Genomic DNA, 17,695 nt, shown 5'->3' on the forward strand with positions numbered 1-17,695 from the left:
ACTGCGTAAAGCTTGGGTAAAGACGCTTCGCGCCCAGCCTTACACATATCCCGTTGTAGGAGCTGCGGCACGCTGCGATCTTTTGACTGTGGGACGCAGAGCGTCCCCGGCTGCATTCCCACGCAGAGCGTGGGAACGATCAGATCGCAGCCTGCGGCAGCTCCTACAGGGGGTGGCGTCGGTTACCGTTGGCCGGGGGATGTGTGCAGTTCAGAGGCTGTAGAAGTAACCGCGGCTGCGCAGAGCGACGATGCGCGGACGTCCGTCGGGGTGCGGGCCGATCTTCTTGCGCAGGTTGCTGACGTGCATGTCGAGGCTGCGGTCGTACAGGGTCAGCTTGCGACCGAGGGCGATCTGCGCCAGTTCCTGTTTGTCCAGCGGCTCGCCGGGTTGCTTGAGCAGGGCTTCGAGCAGGCGGCTTTCGGAAACGGTAAGGGTCAGTTCTTTCTCGTCGATGCTGACCACGCCGCGCACCGGGCTGAAACTCAGATCGCCCAGCTCAAGCTGCGTCGAGACTGCCGCCGGGTGGCTGCGGCGCAGTACGGCGCGCAGGCGAGCGGTCAGTTCTCGTGGGTCGCAGGGTTTGGCCAGATAATCGTCGGCGCCCAGTTCCAGACCGAGGATGCGATCCAGCGGCTCGCCACGGGCCGAGAGCATCAGCACCGGCAGATCAGCGTGATCGTTGCGCAATTGCTTGAGCAGTTCCAGACCGCTGCCGTCGGGCAGCATCACGTCCAGCACCACCGCCGCCGGGGCCGTTTCGGCCAACGCCTTGCGCGCACTCTGGCCATCGTGGCAGGCGCGCACATGGAAGCCTTCCTGGCTCAGCCAGCTACTCAGGAGTTCGCACAACTCCTGGTCATCATCAATCAGTAACAGCTCGCTCATGACTCACTCAATTTAGCCATTGCCGACGTTTTCGGCTTGCTCCACTGGCAAAGATACCGCAGAGCAGCGCCAATAGCGCTACTCCGGCGCCCGTGACGAACCATTGCTGCTGATCAGTCAGCAGACGCGGCAGCGGGCTGGCCTGGACTTCCTTGAGTTGCAGCTTGAGACGCTGGTTCTCCTGGCGCAACCGGGCGAGCTGGGCGCTTTCACGGGTATTGTCGGCATTTTGCAGTTGTTTGCTCAGTTCTTCCCGTTGCTGCTCGCTGGCCTTGAGGCGCTGCTGCAACTCGGTGATCTGGCTGCCGGCGCTTAACGACAATGGCGTGGAACTGCCGCCTTCGGTGGTTTCCTCACCATGGGCGGGTGCCATGATCGACAACGTGACCAACATCAGACACAACGGACCCTTGCGCATCGCGACACCTGTTTCCAAATGGATATTGGGCAGGTTGTCGGCAGGCAAACGAGAATAATGAGCGATTGAGAGCAGCAAGAACCAGGAAGGTTCATTGCGTGAGGCAGTGTCGCGAGTGATGAGGGGTAAATCCCCTCATCACCGAACGTTTAAGGCAGGACTTGCTTGAACGGCTTGACGACCACGTTGGCGTAGACACCCGCGGCGATGTACGGATCAGCATCGGCCCATGCTTGCGCAGCGCTGAGGGAATCGAATTCGGCGACGATCAGGCTGCCGGTGAAACCCGCTGCGCCCGGATCATTGCTGTCGACGGCCGGGTGCGGGCCGGCCAGTACGATGCGGCCTTCGCCCTTGAGCGCATGCAGGCGTTCCAGATGCGCAGGGCGCGCGGCCAGGCGTGCTTCCAGCGAGTTGGCGACGTCGGTGGCAATGATGGCGTAGAGCATGTCAGTCCTCGGTTTTTGGTGTTGTTGTGGTATCGGCATCGTGCAGATGACGCGACAGGTAAATGCCCTGTGCGACCAGGAATACCAAGGTCATGCCCAGGCTGCCGAACACCTTGAAGTCCACCCAGTAGCTCTGGAAGGTGAAGGCGACGAACAGGTTGGCAGCGCCGCAGAACAGGAAAAAGGCGATCCAGGCGATGTTCAGGCGGGTCCAGACCGGATCCGGAAGGGTCAGTGCGTGGCCCATGATGCGTTTGATCAGCAGGCGGTCACCAATGAAGTGGCTGCCGATGAAGGCGACGGCGAACAGCCAGTTGACCACCGGGGCTTTCCACTTGAGGAAGGTCTCGCTGTGGAAGGCCAGCGTCAGGCTGCCGAATACCAGGCAGGCAATCAGGGTCAGCCATTGGCTCTTTTCCAGCTTGCGCTGTTTGATGAACAACGCGCCGTACACCACCAGGGAACTGATGATCAGCATCGCCGTGGCGCTGTAAATACCGCCTACAGTCACTTCATGGCCAGCGATGTCGACGACCCGTGGATCAAGTTTGTAAACGATGAAGAACAGCAGAAGCGGGATGAAATCGATGAATTGTTTCACAGTGAGAGCCAGAAGCTGGATGTGGCGGCATAATAACAAACATATGGGCGCGCGATAGCGCCAGCTGATTTGAGGTTACAACTCCCCGTGAATGTTGATTTGCATTGCCATAGCACGGCCTCCGATGGCGCCCTCGCGCCTGCGGTTCTGGTTGCGCGTGCGTTCGAGAACGGCGTGCGAGTCTTGGCGTTGACTGACCACGACACCCTCGAAGGCCTCGCCGAAGCGCGCACGGCCGCCAACGAATTGGGCATGCAACTGGTCAACGGCGTCGAATTGTCCTGCACCTGGGGCGGCGCGACGATTCATGTGTTGGGCTACGGTTTCGACGTCAACGCCGCACCGTTGGTCGAAGCGATTGCCAGATTGCACGATGGGCGCTGGCTGCGGTCGGAAGAAATAAGCCGCAAACTCGCTCTCAAGGGCATGCCCGGTGCCCTCGATGGTGCCCGGCAGGTCCAGCAGGAACTGGGCGACAGCGGCAACGCCCCGGCCCGTCCGCATTTCGCCGACTGGATGGTGCGTGAAGGTTTTGTAAAGGATCGTGCCGAGGCATTCCGCAAATGGCTCGGCGCCGGCAAGCTGGGTGACGTCAAGTTGCACTGGCCGACGCTGGAAGACACCGTTGGCACACTGCGTGCCGCCGGGGCCTGGGTCAGCCTCGCGCATCCGTGGCACTACGATTTCACTCGTAGCAAGCGTCGAAAGCTGATTGCCGACTATATTCAAGCAGGCGGGCATGCGATCGAGGTGGTCAATGGCCATCAGCCTGCGGAACAGGTCGGCAGCCTGGCAATCCTTGCCCGAGAGTTCGGTCTGCTGGTCAGCGCTGGCAGTGACTTCCATGGCCCTGGCGGCTGGTCCGAGATCGGCCAGTACCGGCCGGTTCCCGAGGACCTTCCACCCCTGTGGTGTCGGTTCAAACATGACACAGATATTGCCGCCGTCTGAACAGGTAGAGAATGTGAGTCAATTTTTCCAGATTCATCCGGAAAACCCGCAAGCGCGCCTGATAAAACAGGCGGTCGAAATCATCCGCAAGGGCGGGGTGGTGGTTTATCCCACGGATTCTTCCTACGCCATCGGCTGCCAGATCGGCGACAAGACCGCGATTGAGCGCGTGCGCCGCCTGCGCCAGCTCGATGAAAAGCATAACTTCGCGCTGATCTGCAGTGACCTGTCGCAATTGGGCAACTACGCCAAGATCGACACCGGCACCTTCCGCATTCTTAAAGCGCATTTGCCAGGGCCATACACCTTCATTCTCAACGCTACCCGCGAAGTGCCGCGTCTGTTGCTGCATCCGAAGAAGCGCACCATCGGTCTGCGTGTGCCGAGCCATCCGATCGCGCTGGCGCTGCTGGCCGAACTCGGCGAGCCGCTGATGAGCGTGACCCTGATCATGCCCGGCGACGAAGACCCGCTCAGCGATCCTTACGAAATGCGCCAACTGCTTGAACACCAAGTGGACTTGATCATCGACGGCGGTTTTGGCGGCATTAAAGCCTCCACCGTGATCGACCTGACCGGCGACGACCCGGAAGTGATCCGCGTCGGTTGCGGCGACCCCGCGCCGTTCATGGTCGAGGCCTGAATGTCCGCAGTGGAAACCGTTGTCGATCCGCAGGCCGGCGCTCAGCAGGAACTGCCATTTGCCATGGTCTATGGCCAGGCAGTCATGGAGATGCCGCTGGACCTGTACATTCCGCCGGATGCGCTGGAAGTCTTCCTTGAAGCCTTCGAAGGCCCGCTCGACCTGCTGCTGTACCTGATCCGCAAACAGAACATCAACATCCTCGATATCCCGGTGGCGGAAATCACCCGCCAGTACATGGGCTACGTGGAGTTGATGCAGTCGGTGCGTCTGGAGCTGGCCGCCGAATATCTGGTGATGGCCGCGATGCTCGCCGAGATCAAGTCGCGCATGCTTCTGCCTCGGGCCGAGACTGTCGAAGACGAGGAAGATGACCCGCGTGCCGAACTGATCCGCCGCTTGCAGGAATACGAGCGTTTCAAGGCGGCCGCCGAAGGCATCGACGGCTTGAGCCGGGTTGGCCGCGATGTGATCGTGCCCAAGCTCGACGCCCCGGAAGCCCGGGCGCGCAAGCTGTTGCCGGACGTTGCGCTGGAGGAGATTTTGATGTGCATGGCCGAAGTGCTGCGCCGTGGCGATATGTTTGAAAGCCACCAGGTCAGCCGCGAGGCACTGTCCACCCGCGAGCGCATGAGCGATGTGCTGGAACGGCTCAAGGGCGGCGGTTTTGTGCCGTTCGTCGAGCTGTTCACCGCCGAGGAAGGGCGGCTGGGTGTGGTGGTGACCTTTATGGCGATCCTTGAACTGGTCAAGGAATCCTTGGTCGAGCTGGTGCAGAATGAGCCGTTCGCCGCGATCCACGTGCGAGCCCGAGCCGAATAACGAGTCGAAACATGAACCTGACTGAACCCCGCGAGCTGGCCCCCCTGCTTGAAGCCTTTCTGTTGGCCTCGGGAAAGCCGCAATCCCTTGAGCGTCTGTTTGAACTGTTTGAAGAAGGCGAACGGCCCGAGCCTGCGGTCTTCAAGAAAGCCCTGACCCTGCTGGGCAAGTCCTGCGAGGGCCGTGCTTTCGAGCTCAAGGAAGTCTCATCGGGCTATCGCTTGCAGATCCGCGAAAAGTTTTCGCCGTGGGTCGGCCGCTTGTGGGAAGAGCGCCCGCAGCGTTACTCCCGCGCCTTGCTCGAAACCATCGCGCTGATCGCCTACCGTCAGCCGATCACCCGTGGCGAGATCGAAGACGTGCGTGGCGTGGCGGTGAACAGCAATATCGTCAAGACCTTGCTGGAGCGCGAGTGGATCCGTGTTGTTGGTTACCGCGATGTGCCGGGCAAACCGGCGATGTTTGCCACCACCAAGATGTTTCTCGATCACTTCAACCTGAAGAACCTCGAAGACCTGCCGCCGCTGGCCGAATTGCGCGAAATGGAAACCGACCCGGTGCTTGATTTCGACGACGCTCCGGTGCCGCAGGGCTTGCAGGAACTGGCCGATGCCAGCGCCGAGCCGGAAGAGGAGAAGGAAGAGACCAGTTTCCATACCTTGCTGTTGGAGCTGGACAGCATGGAGGAGGGGATCAAGACCGACTTCGATGATTTGCTGCGGGATGCGGTGGATGGTGAGGCGGGCGACAGTGACGCGCCGACGAACGAGCCTGAAACCGAAGTCGCTGAGCCATCGATTGAAGTTGAACTTGAAGCAGAGCCAGAAGCCGAACCGGAAGAGGACATTCTTGGCGTCGCCGAAGCCCGCGAAAAACTATTGGCCGCCGTCGCCGCGCTCGAACAACCCGCGCCAGAACCGGAGCTAAGCGAAGAAGAAGCCGAAGCCCGTGCCCTGGCCGAAGCCATCGAGGCCGAACGCCGCGAATTGGAAGACTGACCCGCCCTGCCAAACACCGCGATCCCCTGTAGGAGTGAGCCTGCTCGCGATAGCGGTGTATCTGTCAAGAAGATGTTGACTGACACACCGCTATCGCGAGCAGGCTCACTCCTACAAGGGATTTGTGTTTTTCGGAGACCTCGATGAGTTCCACCAAAGACCCGTGCATCAGCCTCTGCAAATTCACCGACGACATCTGTCTCGGCTGCGGCCGCAGCAAGCGCGAAATCAAAGCCTGGAAGAAACTCGACAAGGACGACAAGCGCAGCGTACTGGCCGAAGCCGCGCTGCGCCTGATCAAACTCGGTGGCGCCGGTCGGCGGAAAAAGAAATAACCTTGGCCTGATCGACTAGTCTCTGATGCGCGATGGCGCACATCCGCGTATGATTCGCGACCCTTCGCCGATCCCTTCGGCTAAGTACCCAGATTTCAATGCTTCAGGCGCCGCCTGAACAGACCACACCGGGAGGTGCCCAGATGAGCGACATCATTCAGAAAGACGACCAGGAAATCGGCCCAGCAGGCGAAAAGCTGCAGAAAGTCCTCGCCCGTATCGGCGTCGGCTCGCGCCGTGACGTGGAATCCTGGATCAGCCAGGGCCGGATCAAGGTCAATGGCAAAGACGCCACCCTCGGTCTGCGCGTCGACATGCACGACGCCATCACCATTGATGGCAAGGTGATCAAGCGCGAAGAAGCGGCCGAATCGGTCCGCCGCGTGATCATGTACAACAAACCCGATGGCGAGATCTGCACCCGTGACGACCCTGAAGGCCGTCCGACCGTGTTCGACAAGCTGCCGCGTCCGAAAGAAGGTCGCTGGATCAACATCGGTCGTCTCGACATCAACACCACCGGTCTGCTGATGTTCACCACCGACGGTGAGCTGGCCAACCGTCTGATGCACCCGTCCTACGAGATGGACCGTGAGTACGCCGTGCGCGTACGCGGTGAAGTCGACGACGAGATGATCGAGCGCCTGAAGGCCGGCGTCGTGCTGGAAGATGGCCCGGCGAAGTTCACCGACATCAAGCAGGCGCCAGGCGGTGAAGGCTTCAACCACTGGTATCACTGCGTGGTGATGGAAGGCCGTAACCGTGAGGTTCGTCGTCTGTGGGAATCGCAGGGTCTGGTGGTCAGCCGTCTGAAGCGCGTGCGTTTCGGTCCGGTGTTCCTCAACTCCGACCTGCCGATGGGGCGCTGGCGCGAAATGAGCCAGTACGAAGTCGACATCCTCAGTGCTGAAGTCGGCCTGACGCCGGTAGCGATGCCGCAACTGAACGCCAAGAGCAAAGACAAGCTTGAGCGCATGCAGCGCAAATCGTCGCGGCCGATGGCCAAGACCGAGCGCGTTCGTACGCTGCGTCCAGCCGCTGGCGCGCCGACCGGTCCGCGCCCAAGCCGTGAACCGCAGATCGAAGGCGAGCGTCCAGGTCGCAAGCCAGTAGCCCGTGACGGCGAACGCGCTCCGCGTCCGGCCAACGGTCGCACTGAGCGTGGCGAGCGTGGTGCACCTGCCGGTCGTGGCACGCCTGTGGCGGATCGTCCAGCGGACACCACCAACAAGCGCCCGGCCAAACCTGCGCCGAAGCGTCCGGGGATCAAGCTGGTTGACGGTGACAAGCCGTCGGGCAAGCGTCGTGGCGCACCGGCCGGTTCCGGTCAGCGTCCGGGGTTTGGTCGTAAAAAGCCTGAGTGATCGGGTTTAGCGCCAAATGAAAAAACGCCAACCGCAGGGTTGGCGTTTTTTTTCGTCTGGCGCACACCGATCGTTCCAACGCTCTGCGTGGGAATGCCTCAACGGACGCTCCGCGTTCGGCTCTAGAGGGACGCGGAGCGTCCCGGGCTGCATTCCCACGCGGAGCGTGGGAATGATCAGGTGCCGGCCCTAAAACACAAACCGCCCATCAAACACCGGCTTGTCATCCAGCGCCAACACCCCGCCGGAAAAGATCAGATCCAGGTGATGACTGCCCTTGGCGCCACCGCCCAACCCAAGATGCAGCCCACAATGCCGCTCTTCAAACCCGGCATTACGCGCATACAAATCCTTCACGCCTTCATTGGTGCCAATCCCCAACTCCTCAATCCGCCGGTTCGATGGGTTGGCATCCAGGTACCTGTTGAAATCATGCTCCAGCCCCGGCACCTCCGTGGCGATGCGGCTGATGGTCGAGTTCTCGATCCACAGTTCCAGTGGTGATTCCAGCACACCGTACTTGCGCGCAAACGGGATGGTGCTGAGGAACGTGCCCTTGAACTTCACATGGCCGTTGATGGCCTCGCTGTGCGTGGCGATTTCGCCGGGGGCCAGGTCAAAGTTGCCGACACCGTTGATATCGGTCCACTTCTTGATGCTGCTCAGCGGCGTTTCAAACCATGAGCCGTCATCGTCCTTGAAACTCAGCGTGGTCGCGTGGGACATACGCTGGATCAGGTGACTGTTCAGTCCGGCAATCCGCTGCGGGGTGACGCTGAAGGTGTCATAGAAATAATCGCCGTAATCCTTGAACAGCAGCGACTTCTTCCAGTTCTCCGCCATCACCGCTTGCAGCGCGCGCACGAACTCCGGGCCGTCGGGGCGTGGGTTGGGCAAGGTGGAAGAGTCGTAGAAAAAAATGTACAGATCGCTGTCGGTGATTGCCGAGGTCAGCGTTGCGGTGCTGTCCAGGTCCAGACGTCGGGTGCTGAACTGGAAACGAGGATGATCGCCTGCCTGTTCGGCGATCGCGCCGGTCAGCGCTTCGTAATCAGCCGTGTGGCCGAGCAATACCTTCGCCGAGTCGATGCCGGCAAGGGCGGGGTGGTGTTCGAGGTAGTAAAGGAAATGCGAGATCGCGCGGGGCTTATCCATGAATCCTCCCTGACTGACCGTGTAAAAAGCGGCAGGCACGACCGGCCGGATCGTGCCTGCCCGGAGATGTCTTACAGAGGCCACATCGCCGTGCCGAACGGAACTACCGCGTCGGCTTGCATCATTTCTACAGCCGCCTCGTGGGTCGGTGCTTCAAACCATTCGTCCAGTTGCAGTTCGGTATCCAAGTCTTTTTCCAGTGCTTGCATGGTCGATCTCCTAGATGACATTCACGGTTGTGACTGGCCGGTCGAGGTGGCCGGCAAGACGTGAAGAACCTAGTTCAGGGTGTTTTGTAATGCAAAAAATTATTCATTTATTTTTTAAATAGACTTTTTATTCTGTTTTTCGGCGGCAGTTTTTTTATTTGAAAACAAAAAACTAAACGGCACGTTTCATTAGCAAGCTAGCTACCGTCAATTTGCAGACGTCTGACAGATATTTCTGAAATGGAAACTCTGCGTTACGCGTCGTAAAGAAATATTTACAAAAAAGCCGTTAAAACCGAGTGAAACCAACCCGTCATGAGCGCTGTAAGGAAAAGCTGCCGAAGCCTGCTCCGCCGCGGGCCGGACAAGGCTCTGGCACGCTTGTTTCAGCATCGTTTGCAGGGTGATATGCGCCCCATGCCTGTCGTGCAGGTGCATAACAAGAAGGAGGCGCAATGAACGCCGTGATTGATCTCCATCTCTCTCCGTGGGACGGTTTTTTCCTCGTCCACGCCGATGGCCTGCAAAGGCCTGACTCAATTTTTGCAGCCGCTCGAGTGTCTCGAGGCGGACACACGCAATCCCGGCAACCGCCACGCTGATCCAGCGGGGTCTGGCAGCAGGGGGTTAGCGGTGTACAATGCGCCGCGTTTTAACTGTGACCCTCTGCGTAATCGCGCAAATCTCAAGGCTATCCGCCTTGTTCACTCCGTGGCGCCACAAGCGTTTCGGGTTCGATTTCGTCACAGATAAAAACAAACAGGTGACGCATGACCGTTGTAAATGAGCTGAACTCCTGGTGCCTGCGCTGGGGTTTGATCGGGGCTGCTTGAAATCGCAACCTGGCAGCAACGTCTACTGAACATCATCAAACCTTGCGTGAGACCTTTTTCATGAGTGGACAACCCTCGCAATCAGGCGAGCTGAAACGCGGCCTGAAAAATCGCCACATTCAACTGATCGCCCTCGGTGGCGCGATCGGTACCGGATTGTTCCTCGGCTCGGCCGGGGTACTGAAATCCGCCGGCCCGTCGATGATCCTCGGCTACGCCATCTGCGGCTTCATCGCCTTCATGATCATGCGCCAGCTCGGCGAGATGATCGTCGAAGAGCCGGTGGCCGGTTCCTTCAGCCATTTCGCGCACAAGTACTGGGGCGGCTTTGCCGGGTTCCTGTCCGGTTGGAACTGCTGGATTCTGTACATTCTGGTGGGCATGTCGGAGCTGACCGCGGTCGGCAAATACATCCACTACTGGGCACCGGACATCCCGACCTGGGTGTCTGCAGCGGCTTTCTTCGTGCTGATCAACGCGATCAACCTGGCCAACGTCAAAGTCTTCGGTGAGGCCGAATTCTGGTTCGCGATCATCAAGGTCGTGGCGATCGTCGGCATGATTGCGCTCGGTAGCTACCTGCTGGTCAGCGGCAACGGCGGCCCGCAAGCCTCGGTGAGCAATCTGTGGTCGCACGGTGGTTTCTTCCCCAATGGCGTTAGCGGTCTGGTGATGGCCATGGCGATCATCATGTTCTCCTTCGGCGGTCTGGAAATGCTCGGTTTCACCGCCGCTGAAGCGGACAAACCGAAAACCGTGATCCCGAAAGCGATCAATCAGGTGATCTACCGGATCCTGATTTTCTATATCGGTGCGCTGGTGATCCTGCTGTCGCTGACGCCATGGGACAGCCTGCTGGAAACCCTTAACGCGTCCGGTGATTCGTACAGTGGCAGTCCGTTCGTGCAAGTGTTCTCGATGCTCGGCAGCAACACCGCCGCGCACATCCTCAACTTCGTGGTCCTGACCGCCGCGTTGTCGGTGTACAACAGTGGCACCTACTGCAACAGCCGTATGCTGCTGGGCATGGCCGAGCAGGGCGATGCGCCGAAAGGTCTGGCGAAGATCGACAAGCGCGGCGTGCCGGTGCGGTCGATCCTGGCTTCGGCAGCAGTGACGCTGGTGGCTGTGCTGCTCAATTATCTGATCCCGCAGCACGCGCTGGAGCTGCTGATGTCGCTGGTGGTTGCGACGCTGGTGATCAACTGGGCGATGATCAGCTTCTCGCACTTCAAGTTCCGCCAGCACATGAACAAGACTCAGCAGACGCCGCTGTTCAAGGCGCTGTGGTACCCGTACGGCAACTACATCTGCCTCGCGTTCGTCGCCTTCATCCTGGGCGTGATGCTGCTGATCCCGGGCATTCAGATCTCGGTGTATGCGATTCCGGTGTGGGTCGTGTTCATGTGGGTTTGCTACGTGATCAAGAACAAGCGCGGTGCGCAGCAGGCCGTGCACGCGGCAGGTGCTACCAAGTAAGCGCTGACGCAGAAACACAAAACCCGGCCTGAGTGCCGGGTTTTTTATGGGCGCAAATGTTGGACCGCTATTGATAGTCGGCGAGAGGATAGTCCCTGCACAGGGTTTCGACCTCTGAGCGAAACTGCGCGAGGAGCAGAGGTTCCAGCGTGTAATCCTGTTCGCCGAGCGGCGCTACCGTATTCAGAACCCGCACGATCAAATCGACGATCTGGCGGCTGCCGTGGACATCGACCCGGCGTTGCGCTAGAGCCGCGGTGCCGATACGCAGCCCGCTGGTGACAAGTGCCGAACGGGGATCGTCGGGTAGGCGATGTTTGTTGACGATGATCCCGCAGTGTCCCAGCGCCGCCTCCGCGATAGCCCCTGTGATGCCACCCCGCAAGCGAACCAGCACTGTGTGGTTTTCACTGCAGTCGCCGACCACCTCATAATCCTTGGCCTGAAACGCTTTGACCATTTCATCCGCCGTACTGCGGATCTGTGCCATGCAGGCATCGAATTCTGCGGACATTGCGTAACCCAGCGCGGCAGCCTTCGCTGCGATCATGTTGGCGGCGAGCGCGCCCTGCATGCGCGGGTAAACGGCTTGATCCAGCAGGCGACTGAAGGTGGTTCTCAAGCCGGGGATCTTGGTGTTGGCGTCCCGACCGCTGAGGATCACGCCACCCCGAGGTCCGGCGAGTTGCTTGTGCGTGCAGGTGACGGTGACATGTGCGGCGTCGATCGGACCTGGATGCCGTCCGGTGGCCACAAGCCCGGCGATATGCGAAATGTCGGCGAGCAGGATGGCGCCGGCTTCATCGGCAATTTCGCGAAACCGCTTGAAGTCGACTACGCGTGAATAGGCGGTGGCGCCGCAGAGGATGACGCGTGGGCGATGGGCGAGCGCCAGCAGACGCACTTTGTCGTAATCAATGAGACCGTCGGATGTCGTGCCGTACTGGATCGCCTTGTAGTAGGCGCCCGAAAACGCCGCGAGGCTGCCATGCGTGAGATGACCACCGTGTTCCACTGCCATACCCAGCAAGGTGTCGCCAGGCTCCAGCAAGGCCGTAAGGACTTGGTATATAGCGTTCGACGCTGAGTGTGGCTGCACGTTGGCGTATTGCGCGCCGAACAGTTGCCGCGCTCGGCGGATGGCCAGCGACTCGACCAGTTCGACGTTCTCGCACCCTGCACTGTGGCGCTTGCCGGACATGCCCTCTGCCGTCACGTTGACCAGCACGGAAGCAGAGGCCGCCAAGGTTCGCGGCTGGACGGCGCAGGAGGAGGAGGCCAGTGAAAGCGTGTGCTGTTGACGCGTGACTTCAGCGTCGAGAATGGCCGCCAGTTCGGCGTCTTCTGCGCGAAGATCCGCCAGGCCACGACGCAACATGTCAGCCTGGTTCTTGAGCGGTTCAGTAATGACTGCCATTGCTTGATTCCTTCCCTGGTTTTGCGAGATTTGCGCATGTCCTTGCTTGCCAGATCTGTACAGGCGAATCCGTGTTTTGACCGCTGTGAGCGCAAAACTAAACCCTGTACAGGTCCCCGTTTTTTCGTTCTTTCACTCTCGAGAATGAAGCGCCGGGTTGACGCATCATAAATTTTTCAGTGAGGAACGCCACAGAATTAATCAAAAAAATGAACATTCTTCAAAGAAAATGATTCTTTTTGTAGCCGCTGCGGGTGTAAAACGGCCATGGCATGATGCCGATTTTCAGACGCCGGGTGAAAGGCAACCGAAACTGACTAGTCAGTACAAAGGCTGAAATCATCCTGCCAGTGGGTGGCATCGCGTGAAGGCTGACTTTTTATACCGAACCCAAGGAGGGAGAATGCTATGATCCTGCGCGGCACTGACAGGGATATAACTGCAATTTCCTACCTCACTTGTGCATGTCCGGAATGATCATTCGGGGCGTGACATTGATTGCAGTTAAAAAATGGATGGCAAGCATGTGATACACAGAAGAGAAAGATCGGAGAATCTGAAAAACAACATCAAATACCTGATAAAGAGTCGCGGGGAGACGCAGTTGTCCTTGTGTCACTCCAGTGGTTTGACGCGTACCACCATCTACAACATCCTTGAAGGCAAAGTGGTCAATGTACAACAGTCCACTGTGCGCAAGATTTCTGATTTCTTCGGCGTGTCTTACGAGGAAATAGAAACGATTGATTTTGAAGAGAAGGAAATCATCGAAAGCAGTATTTCGCCACAGGGGAACATGAATCCGGCGGCGGTGCCTGTCATCAAGGAAAGTATGCTGCTGCAAAGTCTGGATAAAAGAATTGGTGAACTGGCCACGATTCATCCACTGACTTACTATTTTGGCGCGTCCTTTAACCTGATTGGCGTGCTTCTGGAAAACGAAATCAGTGGCATGAACGAACCCGGCGATCTGTTGATCGTGCAGAAAGGAGCATCGACCAGCGACAGGGAAAAACTGGTGTATGACAAAATCACAGCGAAGTTATCTATAAGCCATGAAGGCAGCTTTGATACGGATCGTGTATGCGTGATCGGAGATGTAATCGAGGAACGATTTAATGGATTGCAGTGTTGAAATGGAAAACAGCAAGTACAAATTGCTGGGGTTCGAAAATGGAAAAAGCCTGGCCGTTATCATGGTCATTGCGACAGGCAAGATAATTAAAATAAAACTGAGTGAAGTGTTGAATAGTGAGATTATGGATAATCTGAATAAAATCGAAGTGAAAAACCTCTACAAGAAGTTCTACTCCCAGGGTGGGGCGCTGACGGCTTACGAAATCAATGATCGTCATGAGAGTTCCTGGATGATCTACATTATCCTGAACTTGATGTTGTTCACGCTTTATATCTTCACCAGTATTGCAGCGACTAAACCGATCTATCTGGATTACTTTGACATTGTCGTGACCCCGGGAACCTTTCTTTACCCGCTGACCTTTCTGATCGTTGACCTGTTGAACGAGACCTTTGGTCTGCGGTTGGCGCGCCGGGCAATTCTCTTTGCGTTCATCAGCAATGCGGCGATTATCATTCTATTGGCGATCACCACCCATTTGCCGGGGTTGCCGGGGTGGAAGCTCGATGGACCTTACAATGACGTGATCAGTCAATTGTCTTCTGTTCTGGTAGCGTCTTCGATATCGTTTCTGGTGTCCGAAAACATCAACTCGTATCTGTTGTGCAAGATCAAGGAACTGACCAACTCCAGATTCCTGTTCTTGCGAGTATTCTTGAGTACATTGTTTGCAGTAATCATCGACAGCTTTCTGTTCTGTTACATCGCATTCTATGGAACGATGGAGAACAGTGCGATCTTGAGCATGATCTATGTGCAGATCGCGATCAAAGTGGGTTTTGCTTTCTTTAATATCATGCCCGCTTATGGGGCGCGGTCGCTGTTCAAGAGGTATTTGACAGGAAGCCAGGTTTGATCGAATAGCAGAAGCGCTCGCTTGGATTGTCCAGGCGAGCGTTTTTTTGTGCCTTATTTTAGTTTGAGTTTCAATTTCAAACTGTTGGTTACCTGCTCTTTGTTCTCCAGGAAGTCGCTGAGGCCTTTCGCGCGAAGATTGCACGCGTCACAGTCGCCGCATCCGCTTCCAGCTATACCGTTGTAGCAGGTCAGCGTGTGATGACGAATCAGGTCAAGTTGATTGTGGTAATCAGCCAGCGCCCAGGTTTCGGCTTTGTTCAGCCACATCAGTGGCGTTTCCAGACGTAACTTGTAATCCATGCCCAGTTCAAGCGCGTTGTTCAACGCCTTGACGAACTCATCGCGGCAATCCGGGTAACCCGAGAAGTCGGTTTCGCAAACGCCGGTAATGACTGTTCGGGCTTGAACTTGATACGCATAGATAGAAGCGAGGGTCAAAAACAGAATGTTTCTTCCCGGTACGAAAGTGCTGGGCAGACTTTCTCCGGAGCTGTTGACGGTCGGCACGGGAATGTTGTCGCGGGTCAGGCTGCTGATCGCCAGTTCATTCAGCAGAGAGACATCCATTACCTTGTGAACGGTCACGCCAAGCTGTTTGCAAAGTTGCTGGGCAACTTCAATTTCCGCGTGGTGACGCTGACCATAATCAAAGGTAATGCAGTGGACTTCATCGTAGTGGGTCAGTGCATGGATCAGGCAGGTCGTAGAGTCCTGGCCACCACTGAAAACGATAACTGCCTTGTTGCTCATAAGTCTGCTTCCTGCATTAAACGGGTAAATTTAAAGGTCGCAATGGTAACTCGAAATGATGCTCGATATAAGTGCGCTGGAAGTTGCGCCCGCAGGCCGCAGGTCGCTTTGCAGCTAATCGCGGTATCCTGTGCACTCTGATTACGGACGTTTTTCCATGCTGGTGATTTCCAACAACGTGCAGCTTCCCGATGCCGAGATCGAACTGACGGCCATCCGCGCGCAAGGTGCCGGTGGGCAGAACGTCAACAAGGTTTCCAGTGCGGTGCACCTGCGCTTCGACATTCCGGCCTCGTCCTTGCCCGAGTTCTACAAGGAGCGGCTACTGGCGTTGCGCGACAGTCGCATCACCAGCGATGGCGTGTTGATCATCAAGGCCCAGCAATACCGTACGCAGGAGGCCAACCGTGCCGATGCGCTTGAGCGTCTGGTCGAGCTGATCCTCAGCGCCACCAAAGTCGAAAAGAAACGCCGCCCGACCAAGCCGACCCTCGGATCGAAGAAGCGCCGGCTCGAATCGAAAACCAAGCGCGGCAGCATCAAGGCCGGGCGCGGCAAAGTGGACTTCTAGTCTTCGCGGTACTTGGCCGTGTGCTTGTACAGATACACGCTCAAGGCCAATCCGCTCAATGCAGCGAGAGCGGCGAACAGGAAGATCGAAGCAAAGCCGAAGCCTGCCGCAATCGCCCCGGCCAATGGCCCGGTGATCCCCAGCGACAAATCAATGAACAGCGAATAAGCACCGACCGCTGCGCCACGGCTTGAAGCCGGCACCAGATTCACTGCCTCCACACCCAGCGCCGGGAACACCAGCGAGAAACCAAACCCGCTCAGCGCCGCACCGGCCAGCGCCCAATGTGCGTCCGGTGCCAGCCACAACAGCAGCAGGCCCAGTGTCTCCACCGACAGGCAGGCAATCGCCACGCGAAAGCCGCCGAGGCGGTTGATCAGATTGCCGAACAGCAGGCGCGCACCGATGAAGCTGGCACCGAACAGGCTCAGGCACAGCACGGCGTTGTCCCAATGCTGTGTGGCGTAATACAGGGTGATGAAAGTGGCGATGGTGCCGAAGCCGATCGAGCCCAGCGCCAGGCCGCAACCGTGGGGAAACACTTTACCGAGCACATGCATGAACGGCAGGCGTTCACCCGCCACAATCGGTGCGGCGGTTTTCGGCCAGGCCAACGCCAGACCAAGAATCGCCAGCAAGATGATGCTGACGCCCATGCTCCACAAACCCAACTGGCCGACCAGCCACACACCGAACGGTGCGCCAACCGCCAGTGCGCCATAACTGGCGATGCCGTTCCAGGAAATCACTTTGGCGGTGTTTGCCGCGCCAACCCGGCCAATGCCCCAGCCGATCGAGCCGGAACCGACAAGGCTTTCAGCGCTGCCCAGCACCAGGCGACCGATCAACAGACTGATCAAACTGAGCATCGGCATGCTCGGTGTCCACGCCGAAATCAGCATGAACACACCGCTCAAGCCACACCCGGCCAGGCCAATCATCACTGCGCGTTTGCTGCCCTGGTTGTCGATGATCTTGCCGGCGTACGGGCGGCTGAGCAGGGTGGCGAGGTATTGCACGCTGATCACCAGACCGGCGATCACCGCACCAAAGCCCAGATCGCTGTGCACATAACCTGGCAGCACCGCGAGCGGAATGCCGATGTTCAGATAACCGATAAAGGTGAAGAGGACGATAGAAACGACTTGCAGCGTGACCGCCAGGGGGCGCTGGGGCTCGGACATAGAGGACGACATGGGTAACGATCCACAGGAACGGCAGATTAGATAGGCTGCTTATGATACCGGCGTGGAGGCTTCTGGGGCGGGAAAAGTAAAACTATTTGCCGGGAGGCCGCTTCAGGGGTTGGCCGGGGCAACCAGTTGTGTGGTGACCAGCGCCGCGAGGGCATTTTCTTCGCTGCCGAAACGGGCGAGCAGGACGGCTTGTTTCTCGGGGGAGAGACGGTTCCAGATATCGATCATTTTCTCGGTGGCGCCGATGAGTACGGCAGCTTGGCTTTCGGAGAATTCGTCGGTCATGGCGGGCTCGGGGTTCAGGCAGTGTGGAAAGCGCATGTTAGCGCTTTCCACACGGTCTGTACGACGGGGTCTTACTCTTCGTTGTCGGCCGGGCGGCTCTCAACGGCTTCTTTCTGCTCGGGCTGTTGGGCTCCGGCTTGCTGCGTGGTCGTCTGCTCAGGTACGTGCAGGCTTGGGAAGGGGAGATTAGGAATCTCGTGCATGGTTGCGCTCCTCGCTAAGTCTGTTGATAGATCTGGTAGATCCGCGCTTCTTGAAAGCCTGCGCAGGATACAGCAGGAAAAATGACAATCAGACTTTTAATTCAAATTAATGCGACAGATGGCCGCAGGGGG

Annotated in this window: 21 protein-coding genes; 10 read left to right on the plus strand and 11 right to left on the minus strand. The window is 58.0% G+C overall.

What is annotated here, in order from left to right; translation table 11 throughout:
* Window positions 1–210: 210 nt before the first annotated feature.
* From J0G10_RS08710 to J0G10_RS08725, 4 genes are all read right to left on the minus strand, one after another.
* Complete coding sequence (locus J0G10_RS08710; RefSeq protein ID WP_095050143.1) at window positions 211–888, minus strand: response regulator transcription factor; 678 nt, start codon at window positions 886–888, stop codon at window positions 211–213.
* A 7-nt stretch (window positions 889–895) separates the two neighbouring features.
* A complete protein-coding gene (locus J0G10_RS08715; RefSeq protein ID WP_220558306.1) occupies window positions 896–1,306 on the minus strand; it encodes a translation initiation factor 2 in 411 nt (136 codons plus the stop codon).
* 149 nt (window positions 1,307–1,455) lie between these two features.
* Window positions 1,456–1,755, minus strand: a complete 300-nt coding sequence (locus J0G10_RS08720) for a YciI family protein (protein ID WP_095050144.1) — start codon at window positions 1,753–1,755, stop codon at window positions 1,456–1,458.
* A 1-nt stretch (window position 1,756) separates the two neighbouring features.
* On the minus strand, window positions 1,757–2,356 hold the full coding sequence (locus J0G10_RS08725; protein ID WP_007919675.1) for a septation protein A: 600 nt from the start codon (window positions 2,354–2,356) through the stop codon (window positions 1,757–1,759).
* Between the two features lie 87 nt (window positions 2,357–2,443).
* On the opposite strand from J0G10_RS08725, the gene J0G10_RS08730 reads away from it, so the two are divergent.
* The 6 genes from J0G10_RS08730 (at window position 2,444) to rluB (ending at window position 7,469) form a co-directional block, all read left to right on the plus strand.
* Window positions 2,444–3,307, plus strand: a complete 864-nt coding sequence (locus J0G10_RS08730; RefSeq protein WP_095050145.1) for a PHP domain-containing protein — start codon at window positions 2,444–2,446, stop codon at window positions 3,305–3,307.
* A gap of 13 nt (window positions 3,308–3,320) precedes the next feature.
* Complete coding sequence (locus J0G10_RS08735) at window positions 3,321–3,950, plus strand: L-threonylcarbamoyladenylate synthase (protein WP_093440143.1); 630 nt, start codon at window positions 3,321–3,323, stop codon at window positions 3,948–3,950.
* A gap of 123 nt (window positions 3,951–4,073) precedes the next feature.
* Window positions 4,074–4,772 carry a segregation and condensation protein A gene (locus J0G10_RS08740; protein ID WP_172828192.1) on the plus strand — a complete coding sequence of 233 codons (699 nt, stop codon included), beginning with the start codon at window positions 4,074–4,076 and terminating at the stop codon, window positions 4,770–4,772.
* An 11-nt stretch (window positions 4,773–4,783) separates the two neighbouring features.
* Window positions 4,784–5,770 carry an SMC-Scp complex subunit ScpB gene (scpB, locus tag J0G10_RS08745; RefSeq protein WP_220558307.1) on the plus strand — a complete coding sequence of 329 codons (987 nt, stop codon included), beginning with the start codon at window positions 4,784–4,786 and terminating at the stop codon, window positions 5,768–5,770.
* Between the two features lie 143 nt (window positions 5,771–5,913).
* Entirely contained in the window at window positions 5,914–6,105 is a 192-nt protein-coding gene (locus J0G10_RS08750; RefSeq protein WP_034153249.1) for a DUF1289 domain-containing protein, read from the plus strand.
* A gap of 143 nt (window positions 6,106–6,248) precedes the next feature.
* Complete coding sequence (gene rluB / locus J0G10_RS08755) at window positions 6,249–7,469, plus strand: 23S rRNA pseudouridine(2605) synthase RluB (protein WP_095050147.1); 1,221 nt, start codon at window positions 6,249–6,251, stop codon at window positions 7,467–7,469.
* A 189-nt stretch (window positions 7,470–7,658) separates the two neighbouring features.
* On the opposite strand, the gene J0G10_RS08760 is transcribed toward rluB, so the two are convergent.
* Both J0G10_RS08760 and J0G10_RS08765 read right to left on the minus strand, forming a co-directional pair.
* Window positions 7,659–8,624, minus strand: a complete 966-nt coding sequence (locus tag J0G10_RS08760; RefSeq protein WP_220558308.1) for a M29 family metallopeptidase — start codon at window positions 8,622–8,624, stop codon at window positions 7,659–7,661.
* Between the two features lie 71 nt (window positions 8,625–8,695).
* Window positions 8,696–8,833, minus strand: coding sequence for a hypothetical protein (locus tag J0G10_RS08765; RefSeq protein WP_003222780.1), 138 nt, complete (start codon window positions 8,831–8,833; stop codon window positions 8,696–8,698).
* Between the two features lie 893 nt (window positions 8,834–9,726).
* Here J0G10_RS08765 and J0G10_RS08770 point away from each other — a divergent pair.
* Entirely contained in the window at window positions 9,727–11,145 is a 1,419-nt protein-coding gene (locus tag J0G10_RS08770) for an amino acid permease (RefSeq protein WP_220558309.1), read from the plus strand.
* 67 nt (window positions 11,146–11,212) lie between these two features.
* On the opposite strand, the gene J0G10_RS08775 is transcribed toward J0G10_RS08770, so the two are convergent.
* Complete coding sequence (locus tag J0G10_RS08775) at window positions 11,213–12,562, minus strand: serine hydroxymethyltransferase (RefSeq protein WP_095125534.1); 1,350 nt, start codon at window positions 12,560–12,562, stop codon at window positions 11,213–11,215.
* Between the two features lie 511 nt (window positions 12,563–13,073).
* Here J0G10_RS08775 and J0G10_RS08780 point away from each other — a divergent pair.
* Window positions 13,074–13,697 (plus strand): helix-turn-helix transcriptional regulator, encoded by a 624-nt coding sequence (locus tag J0G10_RS08780; protein ID WP_176471290.1) that lies wholly within the window; start codon window positions 13,074–13,076, stop codon window positions 13,695–13,697.
* Complete coding sequence (locus J0G10_RS08785; protein ID WP_220558310.1) at window positions 13,681–14,556, plus strand: queuosine precursor transporter; 876 nt, start codon at window positions 13,681–13,683, stop codon at window positions 14,554–14,556. The genes J0G10_RS08780 and J0G10_RS08785 overlap by 17 nt, the downstream gene beginning before the upstream one ends.
* Before the next feature lie 53 nt (window positions 14,557–14,609).
* Here J0G10_RS08785 and queC read toward each other — a convergent pair whose 3' ends face one another.
* Complete coding sequence (queC, locus tag J0G10_RS08790) at window positions 14,610–15,308, minus strand: 7-cyano-7-deazaguanine synthase QueC (RefSeq protein WP_220558311.1); 699 nt, start codon at window positions 15,306–15,308, stop codon at window positions 14,610–14,612.
* Between the two features lie 157 nt (window positions 15,309–15,465).
* Here queC and arfB point away from each other — a divergent pair, with 157 nt between their 5' ends.
* Entirely contained in the window at window positions 15,466–15,879 is a 414-nt protein-coding gene (gene arfB / locus J0G10_RS08795; protein ID WP_220558312.1) for an alternative ribosome rescue aminoacyl-tRNA hydrolase ArfB, read from the plus strand.
* Here the strand turns inward: arfB and J0G10_RS08800 are convergent.
* The 3 genes from J0G10_RS08800 to J0G10_RS30125 all read right to left on the minus strand — a co-directional run bounded on the left by J0G10_RS08800 (window position 15,876) and on the right by J0G10_RS30125 (window position 17,563).
* Window positions 15,876–17,063 carry an MFS transporter gene (locus tag J0G10_RS08800; RefSeq protein ID WP_176471293.1) on the minus strand — a complete coding sequence of 396 codons (1,188 nt, stop codon included), beginning with the start codon at window positions 17,061–17,063 and terminating at the stop codon, window positions 15,876–15,878. The two genes, arfB and J0G10_RS08800, sit on opposite strands and share 4 nt — an antisense overlap.
* Before the next feature lie 114 nt (window positions 17,064–17,177).
* Window positions 17,178–17,396 (minus strand): hypothetical protein, encoded by a 219-nt coding sequence (locus tag J0G10_RS08805; protein ID WP_245398030.1) that lies wholly within the window; start codon window positions 17,394–17,396, stop codon window positions 17,178–17,180.
* Window positions 17,397–17,431: 35 nt separating this feature from the next.
* Window positions 17,432–17,563 (minus strand): hypothetical protein, encoded by a 132-nt coding sequence (locus J0G10_RS30125; protein WP_256573958.1) that lies wholly within the window; start codon window positions 17,561–17,563, stop codon window positions 17,432–17,434.
* Window positions 17,564–17,695 lie beyond the last annotated feature (132 nt).

The sequence above is a fragment of the Pseudomonas germanica genome (assembly GCF_019614655.1).
GTDB lineage: Bacteria > Pseudomonadota > Gammaproteobacteria > Pseudomonadales > Pseudomonadaceae > Aquipseudomonas > Aquipseudomonas neuropathica.